This window comes from Bartonella sp. AA83SXKL (assembly GCF_042196965.1).
Classification (GTDB): Bacteria; Pseudomonadota; Alphaproteobacteria; order Rhizobiales; family Rhizobiaceae; genus Bartonella.
Genome location: NZ_JBHIRG010000006.1, coordinates 57,966 through 82,699 on the forward strand (window position 1 = coordinate 57,966; position 24,734 = coordinate 82,699).

Genomic DNA, 24,734 nt, shown 5'->3' on the forward strand with positions numbered 1-24,734 from the left:
AGATAATTTGCTAGGTTAGTTTTGTTCAAAAAGCCTAGCAGTTTTCTATGAGAGGTTATTGATCTGCAATCGTTTCATTTGTTTTTATAGAAAGCATATTGTGGTTTTGAAAATTTCTCCTTTGTCGCCTCAAAAGATCCAGGAGCTTTCTCCATTATCTGGTGTACGGATAGCAACAGCTGAAGCTGGGATTAAATATAAAGATCGTACAGATCTTCTTTTCATCATATTCGATAAGCCAGTGAGTGTGGCCGGTGTTTTTACCCGTTCAAAATGTCCGTCTGCTCCTGTAGAGCATTGTCGTGCATCGCTTCCTCATGGGGTTGCGAGGGGTGTTGTTGTGAATTCTGGAAATGCAAATGCTTTTACAGGAAGAAAAGGAAAGCACACAACCAATGAAATCATCTGTGCAGCAGCAAACGCTTTAAAGGTTAGAGGAGATGAAATTTTTATAGCTTCTACGGGGGTTATTGGTGAGCCAATGGATGCATCGGGTATTGTCAATCTTTTACCAAGTATGGCAGAGACAGCAGAAGAGGGAAATTGGTTGGAAGCTGCAAAAGCCATAATGACAACGGACACATTTCCAAAACTTGCGACGCGCACTTTTGACTGTGGGGGAGAGCGTGTTACCATTCATGGAATTGCAAAAGGTGCTGGTATGATTGCACCCGATATGGCGACAATGCTGTCATTTGTGGTTAGTGATGCTACCATTTCTTCGGATGTACTCCAATCCATGTTATCAGAGGCAGTTGAGGGTTCTTTCAATTCAATTACTGTTGATAGCGATACCTCAACTTCAGATACGCTTATGTTGTTTGCGACAGGAAAAGAACATTTCCCATGTCTTACAAGTAAATCTGATCCGCGTTATGGGGTTTTTGTGAAACAATTGAGTGCACTTTTGCATGAACTTGCACTACAAGTTGTTTGTGATGGCGAAGGTGCTCGTCATTTAATTGAGGTTAATGTGATGGGTGCTACAACAAATAATGCAGCTAAAACTATTGCTTTATCAATTGCAAATTCACCGCTCGTAAAAACGGCTATTGCTGGTGAAGATGCGAATTGGGGGCGGGTCGTTATGGCAGTTGGGAAGGCCGGTGTTGAAGTCGATCGTGATCTATTGACGATTTGGTTTGGTGAGCATCGTGTGGCCGTGAATGGCGTACGAGATCCTGAGTATTGTGAAGAGACAATAGGTACTTATATGCAAGGTAAGCACATCACAATTCGTGTTGATATCGGTTTGGGTAAGAGCACGGCGACGGTTTGGTCTTGCGATTTAACAAAAGAGTACGTTATGATCAATAGTGATTACAGAAGTTAATGGATGCACTTTATATTTAACAGTTTATTATTTTTCAGAGCAAATGGGGTATGTGAGCTCTTTTAGGAGCAGAGGGGATATGATAGAAAAGTCAGTTATCTTTATGTTCCCTATTGGGGAGTGATATGTGTATGAAAAGTTCCATTCTTCTTGTTGTTGCATGTGCACTGTTAGATCAAAATAATCGTGTTTTGCTTACCAAGCGTCCTGAAGGAAAATCGCTGGCTGGTTTATGGGAGTTTCCTGGTGGAAAGGTTGAGCAAGGTGAAACTCCAGAAATTTCATTGATTCGTGAACTAGAAGAAGAGCTTGGTATTTATGTTCAACCAAATAATTTACACCCTTTAACATTTGCAAGTCATAGCTATAAAACATTTCATCTCTTAATGCCATTGTATCTTTGTGACCATTATGAGGGCGTTGCGCAAGGACGAGAAGGGCAAAATTTAGAATGGGTTTTTATTAATGATCTTGATAAATACCCTATGCCTGATGCTGATAAACCATTGGTTCAGGTATTGAAAAATCACCTTCTTTAATGTGTTATAAGAAGGAAATATTGTTTAAATATAAATCAATATATTGAGTTATAATAATAATTTATAATTTTTTTATGTTGAATGGGGAAGTCCAGGGTCATAAAAAATTTTTTCATTTCAAATCTGTTTTATGTTAAATTAATCAAAATCATTCTTTTGCACGTTCCAAGCGGGGCGGGTCATGTGGATAAAATTATTTAAGACAGAAATAAATAAAATACGTGCTGAAAGAACACTCTTCAATAGCCAAGGGTTATCGCAACATTGAGAATTGGCAAAAAGTGTATAATGATGCCTTTGCGCGCTTCATAAGCATAAAAATGGTGGTAGATAATGGATTTATACTTTTCGCGATTATTATTGAGAGATTGTCTTGGATGCATCGAGAGATATTAGGAGTATTTATTTCATAAGATATCGATAATAGGAAAAATTTCAAAAAATGTTGCTTTTGATTAAGAGGGGCATATCCCTTACGTAATATAGAACGCCATTGTGTTGCATATTTACGGGGTTGTTTAAAAGAGACATCTCGCAATATTCCAAAGCCCATTTTGTGCTGGCACTCGTGAATGGTATAATGGTAAAGCCTTATAAGATAAAATCTATTGAGCGACACTATCTTTACGCTTATGAAGGAGTAAGCTGGTTCCAATGTTAGTTATGATAGCTCTTGGCATTTGAGAGCATTCAGAAGGGATATTTTTTCTTTTCGTAATCATTTTTACTTATACATCAATTTCGCTTGTGATGAACAAGCAAGCGATTTTGATTGATTCAACATAAAAACAGATTTGAAATAAGAGAATTTTACGATATTTAGAATGCTTGATGCAGAGCGAATGATGGATAGTTATCCTTATAAATCAATCTATTGTATAATAAAAACATTCAATTAACTTTTTATAGGAGGCATGTATTAAGTTTCTTGCATTGGACGACGTTTTGCGATGGGATATTGATTTTTTTTAGCTATACGCGTAATTGTTTTTTCCAATGGCTCGATCATAACGTCCATGGAAAAACCATTTGCATGAATAATATTTTCATGATCAACCATAATAGCAACATGATCTTTCCAAAAAATTAAATCGCCTCGTTGAAGTTTATCAGTATCTGTAAGAGGACTGCCTATAGTTTTTTGCTGCATATCGGTGTCACGTAAAACTATTTGATCAGTCATCATCATAGAGAGCTGAATGAGTCCCGAACAATCAATTCCAAAACCGCTGATACCACCCCAAAGATAAGGTGTACGGATAAAGGTTTCTGCAACTGTGACATAATCTTCATATACGCGTCCAATGGGGCTGAGATGGCTCGTAATGATTGCTGTTCCATTTTCAAGAATAGAATACATTGTGTCACGGACTTCAATTTCATCAACAACACTGACTTTGCTTCCCATAGATAATGGGGATACTATTGGTCCACGTAAGTCAGCGTGTAAATATTTAAATGTGCGTGGTACTGAAACAACATGGGTTTGTTTTATGGTTGATGTACAAAGAACTTTTGTATCAATATAACCGACATAACCATCTTTGAGTGATTGTCCCCACGACAATGTTTCCCCTTGTTCAAAAATGAGAAGTTCTTCTCCCAATAAGCATTCTGTTTGTCTTTCACTTTTTTTACTATTTTCTTTAAAAAGTCCAGCGACCGCTGTATTAACACGTCTTTTTTCACCTTGAACAAAGCGCTGAGCTGTAATTTCTGTTTCAAGACGTTGATCTGCTAGATCATCTTTGAATGCATGAAGTCTTGGGTCTTTAGAGATCATCTTTTTGCTGTCCATTTTGTTACTCCTTACCTTTAAACAAACTCATGAAAACTGTATTGGTAAGGTTTTTATCCTCAAACAAAACTAAGAACACAGTGTAAGACCAATTATTCTTTAAGCTGCAAAATTGTCCATTTTTGTGGATATTTGTGTCAAAATTCATTTTTAAAAATATTATAAAGGGCACGAATAGTTTGTGCTGATCCACCAATAGGGTATCCTGGTTTTTCTTTTGGAACCCATCCATAAAGGTCAAAATGCGCAAAATGTTCAGCTTTTTCAACAAAAGAATTAAGAAATAAAGCAGCCGTTATAGAACCAGCAAAGCTATTTCCAGTTACATTGTTAAGATCAGCAATTGGTGATGATAACATCTCTTGGTAAGGTTTCCAAAGGGGCATTTGCCAAAGAGGATCAAAGACAGCGTGAGCAGATTCAGAAATTTGTTGTGCCCATATTGAATCATTACAATAAAATGCGGGAAGATCTGGTCCTAATGCTATACGCGCTGCCCCTGTTAAAGTAGCCATACAAAGCATGAATTGTGGACTTTCTTCATCACCATAGGCGAGTGCATCGGCAAGGACAATTCGCCCTTCAGCATCTGTATTACCTACTTCAACACTTAAACCTTTACGACTTTTGAGAATATCACCTGGTCGGTAAGCATTCCCAGAAATTGCATTTTCTACAGCTGGAATCAAAACGCGTAGACGGAAAGGCAATTTTGCATCCATGATAAGTTTAGCCAATCCCAAAACGTTTGCTCCACCCCCCATGTCTTTTTTCATAAGCAACATGTTATTGGCTGATTTAATATCGAGTCCTCCAGTATCAAAAGTTACGCCTTTGCCCACCAACGTTATTTTAGGATGATGTTCTTGCCCCCAGAGTAACTCAATCAGTCGTGGTGCAGTGCTGCCTGCTCGTCCTACAGCATGAATCATCGGAAAGTTATGGGTTAAGAGATCGTCTCCACAAATACTTTTGATATGAGCACCGTAGGTTTTTCCTAGTTTTCGAGCTTCTTTTTCGAGAGCATCAGGGTTCATATCATTGGCTGGAATATTAATGAGATCACGGACGAAAAAGACAGCTTCATAAATTCGTTGGAGCTCATTAAGATCAATAGCCTCATTGACATGGATAGATAATGATTTGAAAGAAGAATTTTGACGATAGCGATTAAATTGATAGCTACCAAATGCCAGTCCAAGATAGGTATTTATTTCATCAGAGGTTGTACCTTCTAAATGCCATTGACCAGCAGGAAGCTTTTGAGCAAGCAGTCCTGTGATAAAAGGATCGTTACCATTGCCAATTCCAAATAAAACTTTTTTTAAATGCCCCGTTTCGTGAGGAATAAAGAGTATTTGTCCTGCTTTACCAGTAAAGTCATTAACTTTTATCCATGCTGTTGTTGACGCATCAAGTGATAAGTTGGCAAGAGTTCTTTGTTTTACCAAGATGATAGGGCAACTGTTATCGATACGCGTTGAGGTAAAATAAATGTGGTGGTGCTGCATAGTTATGAGATCCTTATAGTCGTCTAAGTGCGACATATTCGACCAAATGATTTTTTCCCTTTCGTAGAATGAGATTGGACCGTGGTCGTGTTGGCAATATATTTTCCTGTAAATTTTTTAAATTAATCGTTTGCCAAAGATCCTCAGCGATTTTTGAAGCTTCTTTTTCATTGAGGTGGGCATAACGATGAAAATAGGATTCAGGATTTTGAAAAGCTGTTTTACGCAAACGTTTAAAGCGCTCCAAATACCAGTGACGAATGACTTCTGTTTCGGCATCGACATAGATTGAAAAATCAAAAAAATCTGATACGAAAGGAATAGCTTTCCCATCTTTAGGAAGATCACTGACCTGTAATACATTAATACCTTCAACAATTAAAATATCAGGACGATCAATGGTAATAGTCTGATTTTCTAGAACATCATAGATCATATGTGAGTAAAGCGGGGCACGGACATTTCCGATACCTGCTTTTATAGCCGAAAGAAAGCATAGCAACTTTTTAATGTCATAGGAATCAGGAAATCCTTTGCGATTCATTCGATTTTTTTGCTGTAAGATTGCGTTAGGATAGAGAAAACCATCCGTCGTTATCAGATCAACTTTAAGGCTAGATGTCCATCTTTTCAACAGTTCTTGAAGAATGCGAGCCGTGGTTGATTTTCCTACAGCTACAGAACCAGCAATTCCAATAATAAAGGGCGTTTTTCTACTCTCTTCTTGATGGAGAAACTGCTGACGTTTGTGAAAAAGTTCCTGTACTGCTTCAACATGGCATGATAATAGACGCGATAAAGAAAGATAAATGCGTTGGACTTCTTTAAGATCAATAGGATCATCAATAGAGCGTAAACGCTTAATTTCATCAAAAGTCAAAGTAAGAGGTGTGTTTGCACGAAACTCTGACCATTCTTGTGCAGTAAAAACGCGATAGGGTGAATATCGGTCAGAAACGGATTTGACCAGATTATCTTTCTGATTAATTTTTTGTATAGTCGTATCAATCATTTGTATTGGTCGAGAATTTTTTGCAGCAGCAATTGATTAAGAGTAGACAGATGAGCGGCTTTATTTTCAAGTAAATTTTGTTTTGCATGCTCTCTTCTTTTAAGATAATAGATCATTTTTCATTAACTTATAGTCCAGTCATTCCAGTTTGCACGGATTTGTGCTAATGAGTGCCCTTGCGCCAAAAAAGTCCATAAAAGTAGACGCGCTTTTACGGCTGATAAATAACCAGACATGAGAGCACCAGAAGCAATCATATCGATTTCGGAGCCTTTATAGCCATAAGTTATACGAGTTGTTGAGCCATTACAACAACGACTAGCAATAATGATTGGTATTTTTTGTGCATATTGTTGTACAAGGTCTGCTTCTTGAAAACTACAGTGTCCTGCACCAAAACCAGCAATAACAACTCCAGCATAATACCCACTTTCAAGGCATAGTTTCATTAATTTTGCATCAGATGATAAAGAGGAATAGAGGAGTGCAATTTGATGATCATGGTTTTGGGGAAGATCAAACGTTTTGGGGAAAAATTTTCGATCATTGAAATAAATAAGTTTTCCCTCTAAAATAGTTCCTAAAATACCTGCAAGACCTGATTGAAATGTTTCGACTTTGACGGTATGACTTTTATAGAGCCAATAAGGTGAATGAATTGTATCATTTATGACAACAAGAACGCCCCTGTTACGACTTTGTGTGGCTGCTGCGACACGAGTGGCTGCTAAAATGTTGGCGGGGCCATCGGCGCCTGCTTCATGAGGCATGCGCATAGCACCGGTTATGATGAGTGGTTCGGCTTCTTTCCAATAAAGAGAAAGAAAAAAAGCTGTTTCTTCCAGAGTATCAGTCCCTTGTGTTAAAACAATACCTTCTGCACCAGCGTTTATTTGTTGTTTTGCCCACTTAATTATTTCAAAAAGCATTTGAAACGATAAAGATCCACTTGGTATTTGCATTAATGTTTGTGCATTAATATCAGCAACGTTATTTAAATCAGGAACACTTTTTATGAGGTTATCTGAAGTTAAAGTCGGTTGCATGTGACCAAAACTATCAGCAGTCATTGCAATTGTTCCACCTAAGGTCCCTATGGCTATTTTTTTCATAATTTTCCTCTAAAAAGCACAAACTGTTTATATAAAGCTATTTAGCAGTAATTTACATTGACAACAATGATATCATTTTTCCATTTTCAACAAATTGAGTTATGCTGAATCATTGTGTTTTGCTGTATATGTTCTTAAATAGGACAATAGTAATTGAGTTTTACATTGTATGAAAAGAAATCAATATTAAAAAGTAAAGTTAATATTAAGGAGTTTCCTTATGACAGAACATAAGCCAGACATAATGTATGGTACAACAATTATTACGGTACGAAAAGGTGGAAAAGTCGTGATGTCCGGGGATGGTCAGGTCTCTCTTGGACAGACAATTATGAAAGGTAATGCACGTAAAGTGCGTCGTCTTGGAAAGAACGGAGTGGTTATTGCTGGTTTTGCTGGTGCTACGGCAGATGCTTTTACATTACTGGAGAGATTGGAAACAAAGCTTGAGCAATATCCTGATCAGCTTATGCGTGCTTGTGTGGAACTTGCAAAAGATTGGAGAACAGATCGCTATTTGCGTCGTCTCGAAGCAATGATGCTCGTGGCTGATAAGAAAGTAACTTTGGCTCTAACAGGGCTTGGTGATGTCTTAGAACCAGAAGATGGGGTTATGGCAATTGGCTCTGGAGGAAATTTTGCTCTTTCAGCAGCGCGTGCACTCATGGATTTGGATTTGGATGCAGAAACTATTGCTCGTAAAGCTATGGCTATTGCCGCTAAAATTTGTGTTTACACCAATGATCATTTTACGATTGAAACATTGGATGCGGAATTATCTTCTTTAGAGAAAGCTATTTAAATGTGTGTTGTATTTTCCCCTCGTGAAACTGTTTCTGAACTTGATCGTTTTATTATTGGCCAAAATGATGCCAAACGCTCTGTAGCTATTGCACTGCGCAATCGGTGGCGTAGGCAACAGCTTGATGCGCCGATGCGTGAAGAAGTTATGCCAAAAAATATTTTAATGATAGGGCCAACAGGAGTTGGTAAAACTGGTATTGCACGTCGATTAGCAAAACTTTCTGGAGCACCCTTCGTTAAAGTAGAAGCGACTAAATTTACTGAAGTTGGTTATGTGGGACGTGATGTTGAGCAAATTATTCGAGATCTTGTTGAAATTGCCATTTCTCTTGTGCGTGAAAAGAAACGGGATGAAATAAAAGAAAAGGCTCACGTGAATGCTGAAGAGCGCGTTTTAGATGCCCTTGTTGGTAAAACAGCCAGTCCCGCTACCCGTGATAGTTTTCGCAAAAAATTGCGTGGAGGTGAATTGGATGAGAAAGAGATTGAAATTGAAGTAGCCGATAATAATAGCAATAGTGCTTCAACCTTTGATATTCCTGGTATGCCTGGGGCACAAATGGGTATTATGAATTTATCAGATATTTTGGGTAAAATGGGCAGTCGTACAAAAGTTCGTAAGACGACAGTAAGGGATGCTTTTAAGCCGCTCATTGATGATGAATCTGAAAAACTCCTTGATCAGGATCAAATTATTCAAGAAGCGCTTCGTGTTGCTGAAAATGACGGGATTGTTTTTATTGACGAGATTGATAAAATTGCAACTAGGGATGGTGGAGCAAGTGTTGCGGTTTCGCGTGAGGGCGTTCAACGGGATCTTTTGCCTTTGGTTGAAGGAACAACAATTGCTACAAAATATGGGCAAATCAAAACAGATCATATTCTTTTTATTGCCTCAGGTGCATTTCATGTTTCTAAGCCATCTGATTTATTACCGGAACTTCAAGGACGTTTGCCCATCCGTGTGGAGCTAAACCCTTTAACAAGAGAAGATTTACGGCGCATTCTAACGGAACCAGAAGCTAGTTTGATTAAACAATATATTGCTCTTATGGCAACAGAAGAGGTTCATTTAGAAATTACCGATGATGCAATTGATGCTTTAGCAGATATTGCTGTAGATTTAAATGCAAGGATTGAAAATATAGGGGCACGTCGTTTGCAAACAGTGATGGAGCGCGTTTTGGATGAAATTTCTTTCACGGCACCTGATAAAGCTGGAACATCCTTTACAATTGATGCCGCTTATGTGAGAAAATCTATTGGCGAACTTGCTGCTGATATCGATCTTTCACGTTTTATTCTTTAGAGTTATCGCTTGTTTTCTTTATCTGCGCGCTTCGATAATTTTGAAACCATGGGCTTGTTCATGTATCAACACTGTGCGGAAAATATTTTTTAATAATGTTTCATAAGGCAGGTGGCGGTTTGCAACAAAAAGCAGACTGCCGCCTGGTTTTAGGCACTTTGCAGCATTTATAATAAAATTTTTTCCTAATGAAACATCTGTTGTTTGTTGCGTGTGAAACGGTGGATTTGAAATGATTGTGTCATACAGATTTGTGATAGGTTCATGCACAAGGTCGTGCCAATAAAAATGAATTGAAAAAGGAGCTGTTCTGGATTTAAGGTGCTGTTTTGCTGCTCTCAAAGCGTTGTAGTCTGCTTCATAAAGGTCGAGAGCGGTGAGTTTTTCACTTCTTTCAAGCGCAACGTGAGAAAGATAACCCCATCCAGCACCAAAATCAGCCATTTTTCCAGAAATAACTTTGGGCATATAAGAAGCAAGTGCAGCGGATCCCGGATCAATACGTCCGTGTGAGAACATACCAGAAGTGGTTTGAAATTTACCAAAAGTGAGCGGTGGTGAGCGCAATTGTGCAATGTTATGTCTCTCAATTTGTTGAGGAACTTGCAACCAAAATACAAGACCATGATTTTTAGACAATTTGTTGGTGATGGGAACAATTGTTTTGACCCACTTCATCATTGAAGCAGCACCAGCAGTTTTATTCCCACTGATTACAATCCATCCATTGGGTTTAACGCATTCTAATAAATCAAGAAAACAATTTTGGTTAAAACCACGATATTTGCTCAAATGTAAAAATGCACCATCATAGCTGAAGGTTTTATCTATTTGGGGAGAGCAGTGAAATTGAGTATCGACAAATTTTAAAAAATCTGGTCGCCAAGGCGTAATAACTTTTAAATTCTGTGCCCATTCTGGAGCTGGGATTTCTGTTAAACCGAAACTTAACCAACATTGGTTTGGATCAGGATATGGGAGTTCATGATTTTCAAAAGGCAAAAATAATAACACATATGACTCTTTCAAAGAAAAATGCCACTCCAATGTTGGGATGGCATTTCATGATACGATAAGAGGAAAAACTTACTCTTCTTTTTTCTTACGGCGGCGCTTATTTTCAGGTTGTTTTTTTTCATCCACGCACTTTTCTTCATTCATCGCTTTATCACCGGTGATTTCCTTTCCGGTTTTTTGATCAACAACCTTCATTGATAACCGAACTTTTCCACGCTCATCAAAGCCCATTAATTTAACCCAAACTTTGTCACCTTCCTTCACAATATCGGTTGTTTTGGTGACGCGTTCTGATGCAAGCTGAGAGATATGAACGAGTCCATCACGAGAACCAAAGAAGTTTATAAATGCACCAAATTCTGCAGTTTTTACAACTGTTCCTTGGTAGACAGCACCAACTTCAGGCTCATCGACAATAGAATGGATCCAGCGTTTTGCTGCTTCAATGGTTTTAGCATCAGCAGAAGCAATTTTAATGGTACCATCATCTTCAATATTAATTTTTGCTCCAGTTTGTTCCACGATTTCCCGAATAACTTTACCACCAGAGCCGATAACATCACGGATTTTATCGACAGAAATATTCATAACTTCGATTCGTGGAGAAAATTCACTCAGCTCAGCACGTGCACTGGTTAAAGCTTTCGCCATCTCATTGAGGATATGGATTCGTCCACCTTTGGCTTGTTCAAGCGCGATTTTCATAATTTCTTCGGTAATACCATCAATTTTGATATCCATTTGCAAGGCAGTAATACCATTTTCTGTTCCTGCGACTTTGAAATCCATATCTCCAAGATGATCTTCATCCCCTAAAATATCAGACAGAACAGCAAAGCGTTCTCCTTCTTTAATCAAGCCCATGGCAATACCAGCAACAGGGCGTGCTAGAGGAACGCCGGCATCCATGAGAGCAAGTGAGGTCCCACAAACCGTTGCCATAGAAGAAGATCCATTGGATTCAGTGATTTCTGAGACAGCACGAATAGTATAAGGGAAAGATTCTTTCGTTGGCAACATGGGGTGAATTGCTCGCCATGCCAATTTGCCATGTCCAATTTCACGACGACCAGGAGAACCAAGGCGTCCCGTTTCACCCACTGAAAATGGTGGAAAATTGTAATGGAGAAGGAATGTTTCCTTATACATTCCCGTTAAGGAATCAACATATTGTTCATCTTCACCAGTTCCCAATGTTGCAACGACAATTGCTTGTGTTTCTCCGCGGGTAAAGAGTGCTGATCCATGTGTGCGGGGTAAAATACTTACTTCTGATTGGATAGGGCGAACGGTAGAAAGATTGCGTCCATCAATCCGCTTTTGGGTATCAAGAATGTTTCCGCGAACAATTTTTGCTTGCAACTGTTTAAATACGGTTGCAATTTGATCTGCACTAAATTGACAATCTTTTTCTGTTTCTGGCATAAATTTATTGAGGATTTCTGTCTTTAGTGCATCAATTGCAGCATAACGTTCTTGCTTATCAGTAATTCTGTAAGCCTTTCGTATATCCTGTTCTGCCATTTTCTGCATCGCTTTTTCAAGTTCAGAAAGATCTTCAGGAACAAAATCACGAGGATCTTTTGCAGCAACTTCAGCAAGCTTTATAATGGCATCAAGGACAGGTTGAAGGCCTTTGTGACCAAACATCACAGCTCCCAACATGATATCTTCCGGTAATTCTTGTGCTTCTGATTCAACCATCAAAACAGCACTTTCTGTTCCAGCAACAACAAGATCAAGTTTTGATTCAGGCATTTCATCGATATGAGGATTAAGAACATATTGTCCATTACAATAGCCAACGCGGGCACCAGCTATAGGCCCCATGAAAGGAACACCTGACAGGGTCAATGCGGCAGAAGATGCAATCATCGCAAGGATATCGGGATTGTTTTCGAGATCATGCTGTATAACGGAAACAATAACTTGTGTATCATTTTTATATCCCTCAACGAAAAGGGGACGAATTGGGCGATCAATCAAACGTGAAACCAAAGTTTCATTTTCACTTGGTCGACTTTCACGTTTTAAATAGCCCCCAGGTATTCGACCAACAGCATAGGATTTTTCTTGATAATTAACGGTGAGTGGAAAAAAGTCCTGGTCTGGTTTTGGGATTTTGGCCGATACAACGGTTGCTAAGACAATCGTTTCTCCATAGGTAGCAATCACTGCACCATCAGCTTGACGCGCTATTTTCCCTGTTTCAAGGGTAAGCGGACGCCCGGCCCATTCAATTTCTATCTTGTGCGTTTTGAACATTTTTTATCCTTAATGACCAGTGTTTAAATCTTTGATTGCTCACATTCTGGTTTTGCGTAGCATACTTCCAAGATCTGAGGTGGACAACATACTTTTTATCTTTGTTGCAAGAAAAGAGAAGTAAACTGCTTAAATGCGAAATGATGAGCAGTCCTATCCCATAATAACTTATCAGTTTTTAAAATTTTTAATTAAAAGCAACACGTTGAAAAAATGGGTGTTTTTTTAATACCACTTCCATTTTTCTTTTAGCGACGCAAACCTAACTTCTTTATAAGTGTCTGATAACGATTTAGGTCAACTCCTTTAAGATAATCAAGAAGGCGCCGGCGTTGAGATACCATCTTCAAAAGACCACGACGAGAATGATTATCCTTTTTGTGAGATTTAAAGTGGTTTGTTAAATTAGAAATACGTTCAGAAAGTACAGCAATCTGTACTTCTGGTGATCCTGTATCACCAACTTTGTTTGCATATTCTGCGACAAGAGCTTTTTTACGTTCAGCTGTAATCGACATCGTATTATCCTTTCCAAAAACGAAGAAACATAAAGTCACCCATAGCCGAGATGTCGTTCAGCAAGGGTCTGTGAAAAAACAGGAAAAGTCGAAGACTTTTACCTATTTTCGCTCTTATATAGGAAAGAAGGTTAAAATACTAGTCCTTGACAGCATTTTGAAGTCTTTCTTTAAATAAAAGCTTTTGTTTTGAAATATTGATTTAAATAGAGTTTTATGAGAAGTTTTTTAAAGAATTATGCATCCTTTTGATACAAAGATTATGAGCGTGTATGTGGTAACAAAAGTGATAAATACCGATTTGGAGGAAAAAGATGCAGAGCATTTCAACATTAAAGCTTTTTCGTAATTCGGTATTTCGAAATTTATGGTCATCGACTCTTATTTCTAATTTAGGGGGGCTGATACAGGCTGTTGGAGCAGGGTGGTTAATGGCGTTGATTAGTTCTTCGCATTCCATGGTTGGGCTAGTTCAAAGTGCGACAACATTACCACTTGTTATGTTTTCTTTGATGGCAGGGGCATTAGCTGATAATTTTAATCGGCGTCAAATTATGTTGTGTGCGCAGATTATGATGATGGTCATATCGATGAGTTTATCTGTTTTAGCCTATATGGGATTTCTAACACCTTGGCTTTTGTTATGTTTTACGTTTTTGATTGGATGTGGTACAGCTTTTTATAATCCTTCTTGGCAAGCAACGATAGGAGATATTGTGAGCAGGGAAAATATTCCTGCTGCTGTTAGTTTGAATAGTGTCGGCTTTAATTTGATGCGGAGTGTTGGTCCTGCTATTGGTGGTGCCATCATTGCAACTTTGGGGGCATCTGCTGCTTTTTTGTTCAATGCTATAAGCTATATTCCTCTTATTGGTGCGTTGTTTTTCTGGAAGTCGAATTATGAAAACAACTCATTACCACGAGAAAGGCTGTTAGGAGCTGTCTCAGATGGTTTGCGTTATGTTGCGATGTCACCTAATCTCCTGAGTATTATGGTTCGAGCGTTCCTTTTTGGTATAGGAGCAATTTCTATTTTAGCACTTTTGCCAATTGTTGCGCATAAAGTTCTTGGAGGAAGTGCCCTTCTTTATGGTACATTGCTCGGTTGTTTTGGGTTAGGAGCCATGACAGCAGGTATTATTAATGCAGTTGTACGGCATCATTTTCGTTCAGAAACAATTATTGCAAGTGCATTTATTGGTTTTGCCTTTTCTTGCTTTTTATTGGGAATAAGCCGTTCACTGATTATAAGCCATATTGCTTTATTTCCTGCAGGGTTATGTTGGGTTTTGGCATTATCATTGTTTAATACATCTGTACAACTCTCTACACCACGCTGGGTTGTTGCACGTTCTTTAGCACTTTATCAAACGGCATCTTATGGGGGGATGGCTATTGGAAGTGCAATCTGGGGAGTTTTGGCTGATGGTTATTCTCCAACAATTGCTTTGAGCGTTTGTTCTCTATTCTTGATTTTTGGTGCTCTTGCGGGGGTAAAATTTAGAATTCAAGAAATTCCTCAGATAGATTTAAATCCTCTTGATCATTTTAGAGAGCCGGAATTATTACTTGACCTCAAAGCAAGAAGTGGCCCGATCATGATAATGATCGATTATAAAATTCATGAAAATGATCTTGAAGAGTTTCTCAAAGTGATGACGCGTCGACGCCATATTCGATTACGTGATGGTGCGCGTCAGTGGGTCCTTTTACGAGATCTTGAAAGACCTGAATATTGGACAGAGGCTTATCATATGCCAACATGGGTAGATTATTTACGCCATAATCATCGTCGTACAAAAGCAGATGCAGAAGTCAATAAGCGTCTGCGTCATTTAAATTGTGCTCCTAACGGTATAAGAGTGCACCGCATGATTGAACGCCAAACAATACCTCAAGCCAATGAGATGCTTTTAAAAGTTTCCTCTGATCATCTCCCTTAGGGTTAAAACAGTTTTTATAAATATTAAATATATTAATATTATTTCGATCAATTTGTTAGCATAATCATAAAAAAATTGCTGTTTCAATATTTAATGAATTGATTTATAATGGTTATTTGTTATTTTTCATGTTGAGTGATAGTTCTGAAAATCTTAAGCTTTTCTCGTTTCAAATCTATTTAGAGTAAATCAGTCCATATCTTTGTTTTTACATTATAAACGAGGACTAAAGTATGAGTAAAAAACGATTAAAAAAGAAATAAAAAGCCTCTTATGAATCCTTTCGAATGCAAGGATTGTTGCGACATTAAGAGGAAAAAGTGTGTGGTGGTGTTAGCTTATAGCACTGACTTAAATTTTGATATGAATACGGTAAATATAGACAATGAAAAGCACCATATTTTTCTTAATTGATAGAGAAAAATATCTTTCCGCAAAAGGTGGTTGGGAAAAAAATCGATTAAATTGTGAAAATCCGCTTTGGTTTAAATAGACCTTTGTCGAGAGTGCCAATAGCAAGAAGTTGTTCCTTATAGAGGACACAAATCTCCTCTTCATCAAGAGGTACTTTGTGATGATTCAAGAGGATAGAATGGCCTCTTATAATTCTCTGTGCTTGAGTTTCATTAAGGATATAGTGAGGGAGGCAATCCAATGCGGCGCTTGTGTCAATTAAGAGCTCATCAAGTGTTGTGAAGTTTTTTTCAAAAGAACGATTATTCTCATCTGTAGTGTTTTTATTTGGTGGAATGGCTGCTTTTAGTTCCTCCCATGTAATGAGATCTTCTTCATCAAAAGGTGCGACGGCAATACGTCTTAAATCAGCAATATGCCCATAGCAACCGAGATCACGTCCCATATCGCGTGCTAAAGAGCGCACATAAGTTCCTTTTCCGCAGGTTATTTCAAAGACAGAATGCTCTTTGGTAGGCATTTCTAATAACTTGAAAGTTTCTATTTCCACTTCACGGGGCGGAATTTCAACAACTTCTCCTTCACGCGCTAAATCATAGGCACGATTTCCGGCAATTTTGATTGCTGAAAATTGTGGAGGTGTTTGCAAAATAACACCTGTATATTGAGGAAGAAGAGCAAGTATTTCTTCTTGTGTTGGACGTATGAGAGAAGTTTTCGTTATTTCTCCTTCTAAATCATCTGTTGAGCGCTCTTGCCCCCAAGCAATATGAAAACGGTAAGTTTTTTTGCCTTGCATCACATAAGGGACGGTTTTGGTTGCTTCGCCCAATGCAATGGGAAGGAGACCAGAAGCAAGAGGATCAAGTGTGCCCGCATGTCCTGCCTTTTGAGCATGGAAGATCCATTTGATTTGTGAGACAGCTTCTGTTGATTTCATTCCTTTTGGTTTATCAAATATGACCCAGCCAGAAACAGGACGCCCTTTTTTCTTGTGTTTCCGCGCCATATCTTTAATCCTCATCTGTATCACTATGGTGAAGATCGCGCGCAACCTCAGGCGAGCGAAGGAGGGCATCAATTTTTGAAAAATTATCAAAACTATTATCAAGTCGGAAACGCAGTTCTGGCATATATTTCATTTGTCGCAACGCATGACTAATTTCTCCACGGAGAAAACGACTATGTTTATTGAGGGTGTCAACAACATCGGTATGAGAAGCATTTTTAAGAGTGCTGAGAGGTGATACAAAGCAAGTAGCAATTTTTAAATCTGGTGACATGCGTACTTCAGAGACAGAAATAACAATATCTTTTAAGATATCATCAAGCAAAATATCACGCTGTAATATATGCGCTATTGCATGACGTACTTGCTCTGCTACTCTAAGTTGCCGTTGTGATGGCCCTGCATTTTTCATCAAAGTTTTATCCTTGCTACAAGATCTCTTTTTTGACCATTTAGATAAGGAAAAAGAGATATTGTGTATAAAACCTAATAACTTTTCTCATTTCACAACAGAGTAAAGTTATTGGATTATTTTATAATGTGCGATTAATATGTTCGATACGGAAGGTCTCAATGATGTCTCCTGCACGCATGTCTTCATAATTTTCAAAGGCTATTCCACATTCTTGACCACTTTGCACTTCATTGACTTCATCCTTAAAGCGTTTGAGTGTTTTCAGCTTTCCTTCGTGAATAACGATATTATCGCGGATAAGGCGAACACCGGCTCCTCGTTCTATTTTACCTTCTGTAACACGACATCCTGCAACTTTTCCAATTTTTGTAATGTTAAAGACTTCTAGAATTTCAGCATTACCAAGGAAAGTTTCACGCTGTTCTGGTGAGAGTAATCCAGACATGGCAGCCTTGATATCGTCAACAAGATCATAAATGATGTTGTAATAACGAATCTCAATTCCTTGTGTTTTAGCAAAATCACGTGCTTGCTTATTGGCTCGAACATTAAAGCCAATTACAGCAGAGTTAGAAGCTTCTGCAAGAGAAATATCACTTTCGGTAATTCCTCCAGCACCAGAATGTACAATACGTGCACGAACCTCATCATTTCCAAGTTTTTCCAATGCTGAAGCAATTGCTTCTATTGATCCTTGCACATCCCCTTTTATAATAAGAGAAAATTCCTTAACACCAGTCGTTTGCAATTTTGTCATCATTTGCTCAAGAGAACCACGCGAACCAGTTTGCCGCGCAACAGCTTTATCACGTGCTAATCGTTGTCGATATTCAGAAATTTCACGTGCTTTTGCTTCATGTGTGACAACAGCAAAACGGTCTCCGGCTTGTGGTGTTCCTTGCATGCCTAAAATTTCAATTGGTGTAGAGGGAACGGCTTCTTTGACATGGCGGCCATGGTCGTCAATCAAAGCACGCACACGACCCCATTCATTTCCAGCAACTATAATATCAGAAGGGTGTAATGTACCTTTTTGAACAAGAACTGTTGCAACAGACCCACGTCCGCGATCCAATTTGGCTTCAATGATAACGCCCTCTGCAGTTCGTTGGGGATCTGCTTTCAGATCAAGCATTTCAGCCTGAAGAAGGATAGCTTCGAGAAGTTTATCAAGATTTTGACCAGTTTTAGCAGAAACTTCAACGTCCAAAGTTTCACCACCCATAGTTTCAACAAACACTTCATGTTGTAGAAGTTCTGTACGCACTTTTTGTGCATTCGCAGCTGGTTTATCAATTTTGTTGATAGCAACAATGATAGGTACACCAGCAGCTTTCGCATGATTGATTGATTCAATCGTTTGAGGCATAACACTATCATCAGCGGCTACAACGAGAACAGCAATATCAGTAACACGAGCTCCGCGTGCACGCATAGCCGTAAATGCAGCATGACCTGGTGTATCAATAAAGGTAATTTTTTGACCGTTTTGTTCTACTTGATAGGCACCAATATGCTGCGTAATACCTCCTGCTTCGCCAGAAACAACATTTGCTTTACGAATAGCATCCAAAAGAGAAGTTTTTCCGTGGTCAACATGGCCCATAATGGTTACAACAGGGGCGCGCTGCTGCATGTTTTGAGGATTATCTGTTATATTAAAGATACCTTCTTCTACGTCAGATTCTAAAACACGTTTAACAGTATGGCCAAATTCAACAGCGATGAGTTCGGCAACATCTGCATCAATAACATCGCCAGGTTTCATCATTTGTCCTTGTTTCATCAAGAATTTAATCACATCAACAGAACGCTCAGTCATACGTTGTGCGAGCTCTTGAATGGTAATCGTTTCAGGAAGAACAACTTCGCGAGAAATTTTTTCTCTTGGTTCTTGATTTTGTGCACGCTTAAACTTTTCCTGTCTACGCCGCATTGCAGCCATTGAGCGCCCACGTGCGCTTCCTTCTTCATCCAGTGCACTATTCAGAGTTAGCTTTCCGCGTCTCCGCTCATCAGCTCCTTTGACAACTTTGGGTACACGTATTTCTGATTTAGCAGGATTAGCACGTCGACTATGCCGTTCTTCCTCATTATTGTCATCTATTTTGCGTTTTTCAACCACGGTTGTCTGTTTAGTGGCAATAGGAATATCTGCCTGTTCAATGAGAGGGGGAACAGGTGGAGTCTGCACTGGCGATATTTCTTCTTCTTGTTGGAGATGGATTTCTTTTTCTTTAATTTCTTGCTGTAAAATTTCTTCACGCTCTTTAGCGCGTCTTGCTTCTTCTTCGGCTTGTTCTCGCGTTATTCTTTCTTGGATATGTGCTTCTTCTAACGCGCGAAGTCTCGCTTCCATTTCAGTTGATGAAAGATTGCTTTTGGCCACAGATTCTTGAGGCTTTTTTTCCTCAAAACGCGGTTTAGAACGCTGGGGGGCCACATGCGGCTTTGTAATGGGCTGTAGGGTTTCAGCTTTTTCATCAGGTCGCGTAATTTTACGCCGTTTGGTTTCGACAACGACAGCCTTCGTACGGCCATGACTAAAATTTTGTTTAACCGTACTCGTTTCCAAGACAGACCTCTTGAGAGTTAGTGTCTTCTTGACGGTTGTTTTGTCGTTGTTATTTTCACTCATTGTACTTCCTTCACGGCTTGGGCCGTCATCTCACTAGACTTACTATGCTTGTCGTCACGATAGCTGATCAATTTACATGTTGTTTTGAGAAATCCTTCAGCAGCTTTTGTGTCCAGTAAGGCCGCGTGCATTACAGGATTAGAGCCAAAAGCCACTCGCATTTCATCACTTGTAAATAAAGATATGGTTTTTATAGTCCGATTTGTTTGTTGTTGTATTGAATGGATGGCCTGTGCAATTTTTCGTTTCCCATCTTCTGTTGTTTCTTTAGCATGAAGTACAAGAATAACTTTACCAGAGCGGATAGCAGCGTCAACCTTTGTTGCTCCCATAACAATTGCTCCCGCTTTTCGTGCCATGGAAAGGCTTGAAAGAGCGGCTTTTAGTAAAAGCGTATCAACAACATGCACAAGATTTGGTGCAACCTCAACATCTGTTTTAAAGTTTCTATGAAAAGCTTTCTGTTTGATTGCTTTCTCAATAACAGCGTGATGGGCAGAAATCCAAACGCCACGCCCTGGTAAATTCGCTTTAAGATCAGGAACAATTTGGTTGTTGGGTCCAATAACAAAACGGATCAGCGTTTGTGCTGAAGCATTTTTTCTGGTCACAATGCAAGTCCGTTCATTCATTTAAAGTGTATCCACATCCAAATCATCTATTTTTTCATTTTCTGTAGAATTTTCATCTTCTACAGGATTTTCTGTAACAAGATCAGCTTGGTCTATCCAGCCTGCTTGTACACGTGCGGCTAAAACCATAGCTTCTGCATCTGCGCGTGTAATGTCAAAAGGGGTTAAAATACCAGAAAAATTCTGTGTTTGACCTTCTTTGCGTTCTCTCCAACCAGCTAAATCATCAACGGCATAGCCAGCAAAGTCTTCTATTGTTTTTACACCATCTTCACCTACAGCAACCAACATAGCACTTGTCATTCCAGGAAGTGTTCGCAATTCGTCAGAAACTCCAAGCTTTTTGCGTTTTTCATCAAGTTCTTTTTCTTGATGATCAAGATATTCGCGGGCACGACTTTGGATTTCAGCGGCGGTATCATGGTCAAAACCATCAATAGAAGCGATTTCTTCAAGATCAATATAGGCGATTTCTTCAATAGAAGAAAAACCCTCTGATGCCATAACCTGTCCGATCATTTCGTCAACCTCTAAGGCTTCCATAAACAATTTACTTCGTTCAGTAAATTCTTTTTGACGATTTTCAGATTCTTCCTTTTCCGTTAAAATATCAATGTTCCATCCTGTTAGTTGCGAAGCCAAGCGAACATTTTGCCCACGTCGTCCAATAGCAAGGCTAAGTTGATCATCTGGCACAATAACTTCAATCCGTTCAGCATCTTCATCAAGGATGATTTTAGAAACTTCAGCAGGTTGCAGTGCATTAACGACAAATGTTGCCGCATCAGGCGACCAAGGAATAATATCAATTTTTTCGCCTTGTAATTCAGCAACAACAGCTTGTACACGACTTCCTCGCATTCCAACGCATGCTCCAACAGGATCAATGGAACCATCGCGTGAAACAACGGCGATTTTAGCCCGTGAACCTGGATCACGAGCAACAGATTTGATTTCTATAATACCATCATAAATTTCTGGTACTTCCATAGTGAAAAGTTTTACCATAAATTGGGGATGTGTGCGTGAAAGGAAAATTTGTGGACCACGCGTTTCACGGTGTACATCATTGACAAAAGCACGAATGCGATCTCCATAGCGGAATGATTCACGAGGAATTAATTCATCACGGCGAACAATAGCTTCACCGCGTCCTAGATCAACGATGACGTTACCATATTCCACACGCTTAACTGTACCAGAAATAATTTCACCAACTTTATTTTTGAATTCTTCATATTGCTGATCGCGCTCTGCATCGCGTACTTTTTGTACAATAACCTGTTTAGCAGATTGTGCTGCGATACGTCCAAAATCCATAGGAGGTAAAAGATCAGCAAAAAAATCACCAATTTTTGCTTCTGTTTGACGTTTGAGAGCATCAGACAAAGTAATTTCCGTTGTATAGTCTTCAACGACATCAACGATTTTAAGCAGGCGCTGTAATTTAATTTCACCTGTTTTAGAATTGATTTCAGCACGAATATTGGTTTCTTGACCATAACGAGAACGTGCTGCTTTTTGAATAGCATCAGCCATCGCAGAAATGACAATTTCACGGTCGATTGACTTTTCACGTGCAACAGCATCTGCAATTTGCAGAATCTCAAGCCTGTTAGCGCTTGTAGCCATCAATTTTCTCCTTCTTTGTGCCACACGATGGGTATTTCCCAGTGATATTATTTTTTGAAATTGAGCGTCTGTATAGAGTTGTTAGCGTTCTCTTCGGCAATGAATTGTTGACTTAAATCTTTATTTTGTTTCAATGCATCGCGAATAAGCTCATCGGTAAGCACTAAATGCGCATTTATGATATCACAAAAGGAAATAGGGGTATACATGGCTTCTCCATAAGCAGCTTTATCAGTGTTTAAAATAAATCCATCTTGCGTGATATTTGTAAGTGTCCCACGAAATTTTCGGCGCCCATCAATTGTTATTTTGGTTTCAATTTTTGCAAGATGCCCTTGCCAATGAAAAAAATCAGATTTTCTTACCAATGGACGATCAATTCCAGGTGATGAGATTTCTAAATGATATTTGCGTTCAATAACATTTTGTACATCAAGGAGGGGAGAAACTGTTCGACTAACAGTTTCACAATCTTCTATGGTCATAGAACCATCGGCACGTTCAACCATAATTTGAAGTGTTAAACCATTTTGACCAAGAAGTTTCACACGAACCAAACGAAAACCTAAAGGTTTAAGTAGTGGTATGACAAGAGCAGCAACCTGTGCTTCGATACCATCTTCTTCAAACAGGCGTGGTTCGTCAAGATTGCTTATTTTTTCAGCTTCGTTCATACATTTTATCCAAGTTGGTTTCATCAGTTTTATGATATTAAAAAAGAGCGGGTCCAACGGCCCACTCTTCATCATAAGACCAAGAATTTAACTATTGATACTCTTAAATTCAAAATTTTTCAAGTTGTTTATGAGAAAAGCGTTTGATCACTTATTTCTTGATAAAGGTAAGATAGGCAGGCGTTCGTCCTTCGCGTAAAGCTTTTGCTTCATAGCGGGTTCCCCTCCATAGTGGATAAGGGAGTTTCCAGTCTTGAGGGCTTTCTGCTTTCCATTCAAAGTGATCATGTTGTGCACAATGGTACAAAGTCCAGTTTACATAACTGTCTATATCGCTAGCAAAGCGCAAAAATTTCCCTATTTTAAGAACACGAGCAAAACGGTTAAGATTTTTTATGTTGATGAAGCGTCGTTTCCAGTGTTTCTTTTTCGGCCAAGGATCAGGATAGAAGAGGTCTATTCCATCAAGTGAGTTATCAGGGAGCCAATCAAGAAGGCGTGTAGCATCATCATTATAGAGGCGAAGACGATTTTGATGGTTTTGATGCTGTTCAAGAGACGATAATATTTTTGCCATGCCATTGATAAAGGGCTCGACGCCGATAAAACCGGTTTTTGGAAAATATTCCATTTCATGAAGTAAATGTTCACCTCCACCAAAACCGATTTCAAGTCGAATTTCTCTTACTTTGCTTGAAAATAAGGATGTAAGGTTTAAGGGAGGAGGGACATTTAAATCAATATTCAAATTGGGGAGAAGCATTTGTATACGTGTAAGCTGACTGTTTCGAAGTTGTTTTCCTTGTCGGCGTCCAAAAAATGCTTCACTCTTACGTATATTATGTTTAATCATGGGATTTGGATCATTGTTTGAAGCGTTTTCACGAGATCAGTTTTTTCCCATGAAAACGAACCATCGTGTTTTGGTTTACGACCAAAGTGACCATAGGCAGCTGTTTTCGCATAAATAGGTTTATTGAGGTCAAGATGTTTTCGAATGCCGGTAGGTGAAAGGTCCATTATTTTGCGGATGGCTTCTTCAATAACTTTTTCATCGACTTTTCCTGTTCCATGAAGATTAAGATAAATAGATAAAGGTTGTGCAATACCAATTGCATAGGAGAGTTGAATGGTGCATCTCTCTGCTAAATCAGCAGCAACAATATTCTTAGCCAGATAGCGTGCCGCATAGGCAGCAGAACGATCAACTTTTGTTGTATCTTTTCCTGAAAAAGCACCGCCTCCATGGGGTGCTGCACCTCCGTAAGTATCCACAATAATTTTGCGTCCCGTTAATCCGGCATCGCTTTGAGGTCCTCCAATGACAAATTTTCCTGTTGGGTTAATATACCAACTGCATTGAGCTGCAATGGGAATGTCATGTAAAGCTTGGCGAATGTAAGGTTCAACCACTGTACGTACTTTATTGGAATCCCAGCTTTCATCAAGGTGCTGCGTTGAAAGAACAATGGATGTGACCTCCATCGGTTTTCCATTTTTATAACGTATGGTTATTTGGCTTTTAGCATCTGGTCCTAATTTTCCAGTTTCTCCCTCTCCTTTATGACGGGCTGCGGCAAGAAGTTTGAGAATTTTATGCGCATAATAAATTGGCGCAGGCATGAGATCAGGTGTTTCACGGCAAGCATATCCAAACATGATGCCTTGATCACCTGCTCCTTCTTCACCATGCCGATCCGTAGCATTATCAACCCCTCTTGCTATATCAGCTGATTGTGGGCGCAAAAGAACATCAATTTTAACAGTTTTCCAATGGAAGCCTGTTTGTTCATAGCCAATGGTACGAATAGCACGGCGGGCTGCTGTACGAAAACGTGTGGGATTAATGAGTGGAAAGCTAGTTTCATCATAGATGAATTCTTTATTTTTATCTTTTTTTAATAGCGTATCGGGAACACGTACTTCACCAGCGATAACAACACGGTTGACACTGACGAGAGTTTCACAGGCAACGCGTACTAACCATGGATCAGTACCAGTCTTTTCAGCTTCTTTATAGATCATATCAACGATTTCATCGGAAATACGATCACAAATTTTATCAGGATGTCCTTCCGATACCGATTCGCTCGTAAAAAGATAATCTTGATGCGGCATAGGAACTCCTTCAAAAAAGAAAACCAACGATTTAATCAATT

The 24,734-nt window shown here is 39.0% G+C and carries 20 protein-coding genes; 5 read left to right on the forward strand and 15 right to left on the reverse strand.

Features of this window, described 5'->3' with window-relative positions; genetic code table 11:
* Window positions 1-100: 100 nt before the first annotated feature.
* A complete protein-coding gene (gene argJ, locus ACFINO_RS04505) occupies window positions 101-1,333 on the forward strand; it encodes a bifunctional glutamate N-acetyltransferase/amino-acid acetyltransferase ArgJ (protein WP_375655133.1) in 1,233 nt (410 codons plus the stop codon).
* A gap of 125 nt (window positions 1,334-1,458) precedes the next feature.
* On the forward strand, window positions 1,459-1,872 hold the full coding sequence (mutT, locus tag ACFINO_RS04510) for an 8-oxo-dGTP diphosphatase MutT (RefSeq protein WP_375655134.1): 414 nt from the start codon (window positions 1,459-1,461) through the stop codon (window positions 1,870-1,872).
* Between the two features lie 919 nt (window positions 1,873-2,791).
* Here the strand turns inward: mutT and ACFINO_RS04515 are convergent.
* The 4 genes from ACFINO_RS04515 to ACFINO_RS04530 form a co-directional block, all read right to left on the reverse strand.
* The gene (locus tag ACFINO_RS04515) at window positions 2,792-3,655 is read right to left on the reverse strand and encodes an NlpC/P60 family protein (protein ID WP_375655155.1); all 864 of its coding nucleotides are present in this window, start codon (window positions 3,653-3,655) and stop codon (window positions 2,792-2,794) included.
* A gap of 152 nt (window positions 3,656-3,807) precedes the next feature.
* Complete coding sequence (locus tag ACFINO_RS04520; protein ID WP_375655135.1) at window positions 3,808-5,181, reverse strand: M17 family metallopeptidase; 1,374 nt, start codon at window positions 5,179-5,181, stop codon at window positions 3,808-3,810.
* A gap of 13 nt (window positions 5,182-5,194) precedes the next feature.
* A complete protein-coding gene (gene coaA / locus ACFINO_RS04525; protein ID WP_375618049.1) occupies window positions 5,195-6,193 on the reverse strand; it encodes a type I pantothenate kinase in 999 nt (332 codons plus the stop codon).
* Between the two features lie 122 nt (window positions 6,194-6,315).
* The gene (locus ACFINO_RS04530) at window positions 6,316-7,305 is read right to left on the reverse strand and encodes an asparaginase (RefSeq protein WP_375655136.1); all 990 of its coding nucleotides are present in this window, start codon (window positions 7,303-7,305) and stop codon (window positions 6,316-6,318) included.
* Window positions 7,306-7,525: 220 nt separating this feature from the next.
* Here ACFINO_RS04530 and hslV point away from each other — a divergent pair, with 220 nt between their 5' ends.
* Together hslV and hslU are read left to right on the forward strand one after the other, a co-directional pair.
* Window positions 7,526-8,107 (forward strand): ATP-dependent protease subunit HslV, encoded by a 582-nt coding sequence (gene hslV / locus ACFINO_RS04535; RefSeq protein WP_375633964.1) that lies wholly within the window; start codon window positions 7,526-7,528, stop codon window positions 8,105-8,107.
* Window positions 8,108-9,418, forward strand: a complete 1,311-nt coding sequence (gene hslU / locus ACFINO_RS04540) for an ATP-dependent protease ATPase subunit HslU (protein ID WP_375633966.1) — start codon at window positions 8,108-8,110, stop codon at window positions 9,416-9,418.
* Window positions 9,419-9,436: 18 nt separating this feature from the next.
* Here hslU and ACFINO_RS04545 read toward each other — a convergent pair whose 3' ends face one another.
* From ACFINO_RS04545 to rpsO, 3 genes are all read right to left on the reverse strand, one after another.
* Window positions 9,437-10,432 carry a class I SAM-dependent methyltransferase gene (locus ACFINO_RS04545; protein ID WP_375655137.1) on the reverse strand — a complete coding sequence of 332 codons (996 nt, stop codon included), beginning with the start codon at window positions 10,430-10,432 and terminating at the stop codon, window positions 9,437-9,439.
* A 72-nt stretch (window positions 10,433-10,504) separates the two neighbouring features.
* Window positions 10,505-12,700, reverse strand: coding sequence for a polyribonucleotide nucleotidyltransferase (gene pnp, locus ACFINO_RS04550; protein ID WP_375655138.1), 2,196 nt, complete (start codon window positions 12,698-12,700; stop codon window positions 10,505-10,507).
* Window positions 12,701-12,948: 248 nt separating this feature from the next.
* Window positions 12,949-13,218: a 30S ribosomal protein S15 gene (gene rpsO / locus ACFINO_RS04555; protein ID WP_375655139.1), complete on the reverse strand. Its 270-nt coding sequence runs from the start codon at window positions 13,216-13,218 to the stop codon at window positions 12,949-12,951.
* 314 nt (window positions 13,219-13,532) lie between these two features.
* On the opposite strand from rpsO, the gene ACFINO_RS04560 reads away from it, so the two are divergent.
* Window positions 13,533-15,161: an MFS transporter gene (locus tag ACFINO_RS04560; protein ID WP_375613307.1), complete on the forward strand. Its 1,629-nt coding sequence runs from the start codon at window positions 13,533-13,535 to the stop codon at window positions 15,159-15,161.
* 460 nt (window positions 15,162-15,621) lie between these two features.
* Here ACFINO_RS04560 and truB read toward each other — a convergent pair whose 3' ends face one another.
* The 8 genes from truB to metK all read right to left on the reverse strand — a co-directional run bounded on the left by truB (window position 15,622) and on the right by metK (window position 24,693).
* Window positions 15,622-16,584 carry a tRNA pseudouridine(55) synthase TruB gene (gene truB / locus ACFINO_RS04565; RefSeq protein ID WP_375618044.1) on the reverse strand — a complete coding sequence of 321 codons (963 nt, stop codon included), beginning with the start codon at window positions 16,582-16,584 and terminating at the stop codon, window positions 15,622-15,624.
* 4 nt (window positions 16,585-16,588) lie between these two features.
* Entirely contained in the window at window positions 16,589-16,996 is a 408-nt protein-coding gene (rbfA, locus tag ACFINO_RS04570; RefSeq protein WP_375613309.1) for a 30S ribosome-binding factor RbfA, read from the reverse strand.
* 121 nt (window positions 16,997-17,117) lie between these two features.
* Window positions 17,118-19,637 (reverse strand): translation initiation factor IF-2, encoded by a 2,520-nt coding sequence (gene infB / locus ACFINO_RS04575; protein WP_375655140.1) that lies wholly within the window; start codon window positions 19,635-19,637, stop codon window positions 17,118-17,120.
* Window positions 19,634-20,269, reverse strand: coding sequence for an RNA-binding protein (locus tag ACFINO_RS04580; RefSeq protein WP_375611814.1), 636 nt, complete (start codon window positions 20,267-20,269; stop codon window positions 19,634-19,636). Before ACFINO_RS04580 ends, infB begins: the two co-directional genes overlap by 4 nt.
* The gene (nusA, locus tag ACFINO_RS04585; RefSeq protein ID WP_375655141.1) at window positions 20,270-21,901 is read right to left on the reverse strand and encodes a transcription termination factor NusA; all 1,632 of its coding nucleotides are present in this window, start codon (window positions 21,899-21,901) and stop codon (window positions 20,270-20,272) included. It lies immediately after the preceding gene.
* A 47-nt stretch (window positions 21,902-21,948) separates the two neighbouring features.
* The gene (gene rimP, locus ACFINO_RS04590; protein ID WP_375655156.1) at window positions 21,949-22,599 is read right to left on the reverse strand and encodes a ribosome maturation factor RimP; all 651 of its coding nucleotides are present in this window, start codon (window positions 22,597-22,599) and stop codon (window positions 21,949-21,951) included.
* Between the two features lie 127 nt (window positions 22,600-22,726).
* A complete protein-coding gene (locus ACFINO_RS04595) occupies window positions 22,727-23,428 on the reverse strand; it encodes a tRNA (guanine(46)-N(7))-methyltransferase TrmB (RefSeq protein WP_375655142.1) in 702 nt (233 codons plus the stop codon).
* Complete coding sequence (metK, locus tag ACFINO_RS04600) at window positions 23,425-24,693, reverse strand: methionine adenosyltransferase (protein WP_375655143.1); 1,269 nt, start codon at window positions 24,691-24,693, stop codon at window positions 23,425-23,427. Before metK ends, ACFINO_RS04595 begins: the two co-directional genes overlap by 4 nt.
* Window positions 24,694-24,734: the final 41 nt, after the last annotated feature.

What these genes read in the sequence shown, in the direction of transcription:
- mutT (WP_375655134.1), top strand. Translation starts at nt 1,459, where the DNA reads ATGTGTATGAAAAGTTCCATTCTTCTTGTTGTTGCATGTGCACTGTTA.
- ACFINO_RS04515 (WP_375655155.1), bottom strand. Translation starts at nt 3,655, where the DNA reads ATGATCTCTAAAGACCCAAGACTTCATGCATTCAAAGATGATCTAGCA.
- ACFINO_RS04520 (WP_375655135.1), bottom strand. Translation starts at nt 5,181, where the DNA reads ATGCAGCACCACCACATTTATTTTACCTCAACGCGTATCGATAACAGT.
- coaA (WP_375618049.1), bottom strand. Translation starts at nt 6,193, where the DNA reads ATGATTGATACGACTATACAAAAAATTAATCAGAAAGATAATCTGGTC.
- ACFINO_RS04530 (WP_375655136.1), bottom strand. Translation starts at nt 7,305, where the DNA reads ATGAAAAAAATAGCCATAGGGACCTTAGGTGGAACAATTGCAATGACT.
- hslV (WP_375633964.1), top strand. Translation starts at nt 7,526, where the DNA reads ATGACAGAACATAAGCCAGACATAATGTATGGTACAACAATTATTACG.
- hslU (WP_375633966.1), top strand. Translation starts at nt 8,108, where the DNA reads ATGTGTGTTGTATTTTCCCCTCGTGAAACTGTTTCTGAACTTGATCGT.
- pnp (WP_375655138.1), bottom strand. Translation starts at nt 12,700, where the DNA reads ATGTTCAAAACGCACAAGATAGAAATTGAATGGGCCGGGCGTCCGCTT.
- rpsO (WP_375655139.1), bottom strand. Translation starts at nt 13,218, where the DNA reads ATGTCGATTACAGCTGAACGTAAAAAAGCTCTTGTCGCAGAATATGCA.
- ACFINO_RS04560 (WP_375613307.1), top strand. Translation starts at nt 13,533, where the DNA reads ATGCAGAGCATTTCAACATTAAAGCTTTTTCGTAATTCGGTATTTCGA.
- truB (WP_375618044.1), bottom strand. Translation starts at nt 16,584, where the DNA reads ATGGCGCGGAAACACAAGAAAAAAGGGCGTCCTGTTTCTGGCTGGGTC.
- rbfA (WP_375613309.1), bottom strand. Translation starts at nt 16,996, where the DNA reads ATGAAAAATGCAGGGCCATCACAACGGCAACTTAGAGTAGCAGAGCAA.
- infB (WP_375655140.1), bottom strand. Translation starts at nt 19,637, where the DNA reads ATGAGTGAAAATAACAACGACAAAACAACCGTCAAGAAGACACTAACT.
- ACFINO_RS04580 (WP_375611814.1), bottom strand. Translation starts at nt 20,269, where the DNA reads ATGAATGAACGGACTTGCATTGTGACCAGAAAAAATGCTTCAGCACAA.
- nusA (WP_375655141.1), bottom strand. Translation starts at nt 21,901, where the DNA reads ATGGCTACAAGCGCTAACAGGCTTGAGATTCTGCAAATTGCAGATGCT.
- rimP (WP_375655156.1), bottom strand. Translation starts at nt 22,599, where the DNA reads ATGAAACCAACTTGGATAAAATGTATGAACGAAGCTGAAAAAATAAGC.
- ACFINO_RS04595 (WP_375655142.1), bottom strand. Translation starts at nt 23,428, where the DNA reads ATGATTAAACATAATATACGTAAGAGTGAAGCATTTTTTGGACGCCGA.
- metK (WP_375655143.1), bottom strand. Translation starts at nt 24,693, where the DNA reads ATGCCGCATCAAGATTATCTTTTTACGAGCGAATCGGTATCGGAAGGA.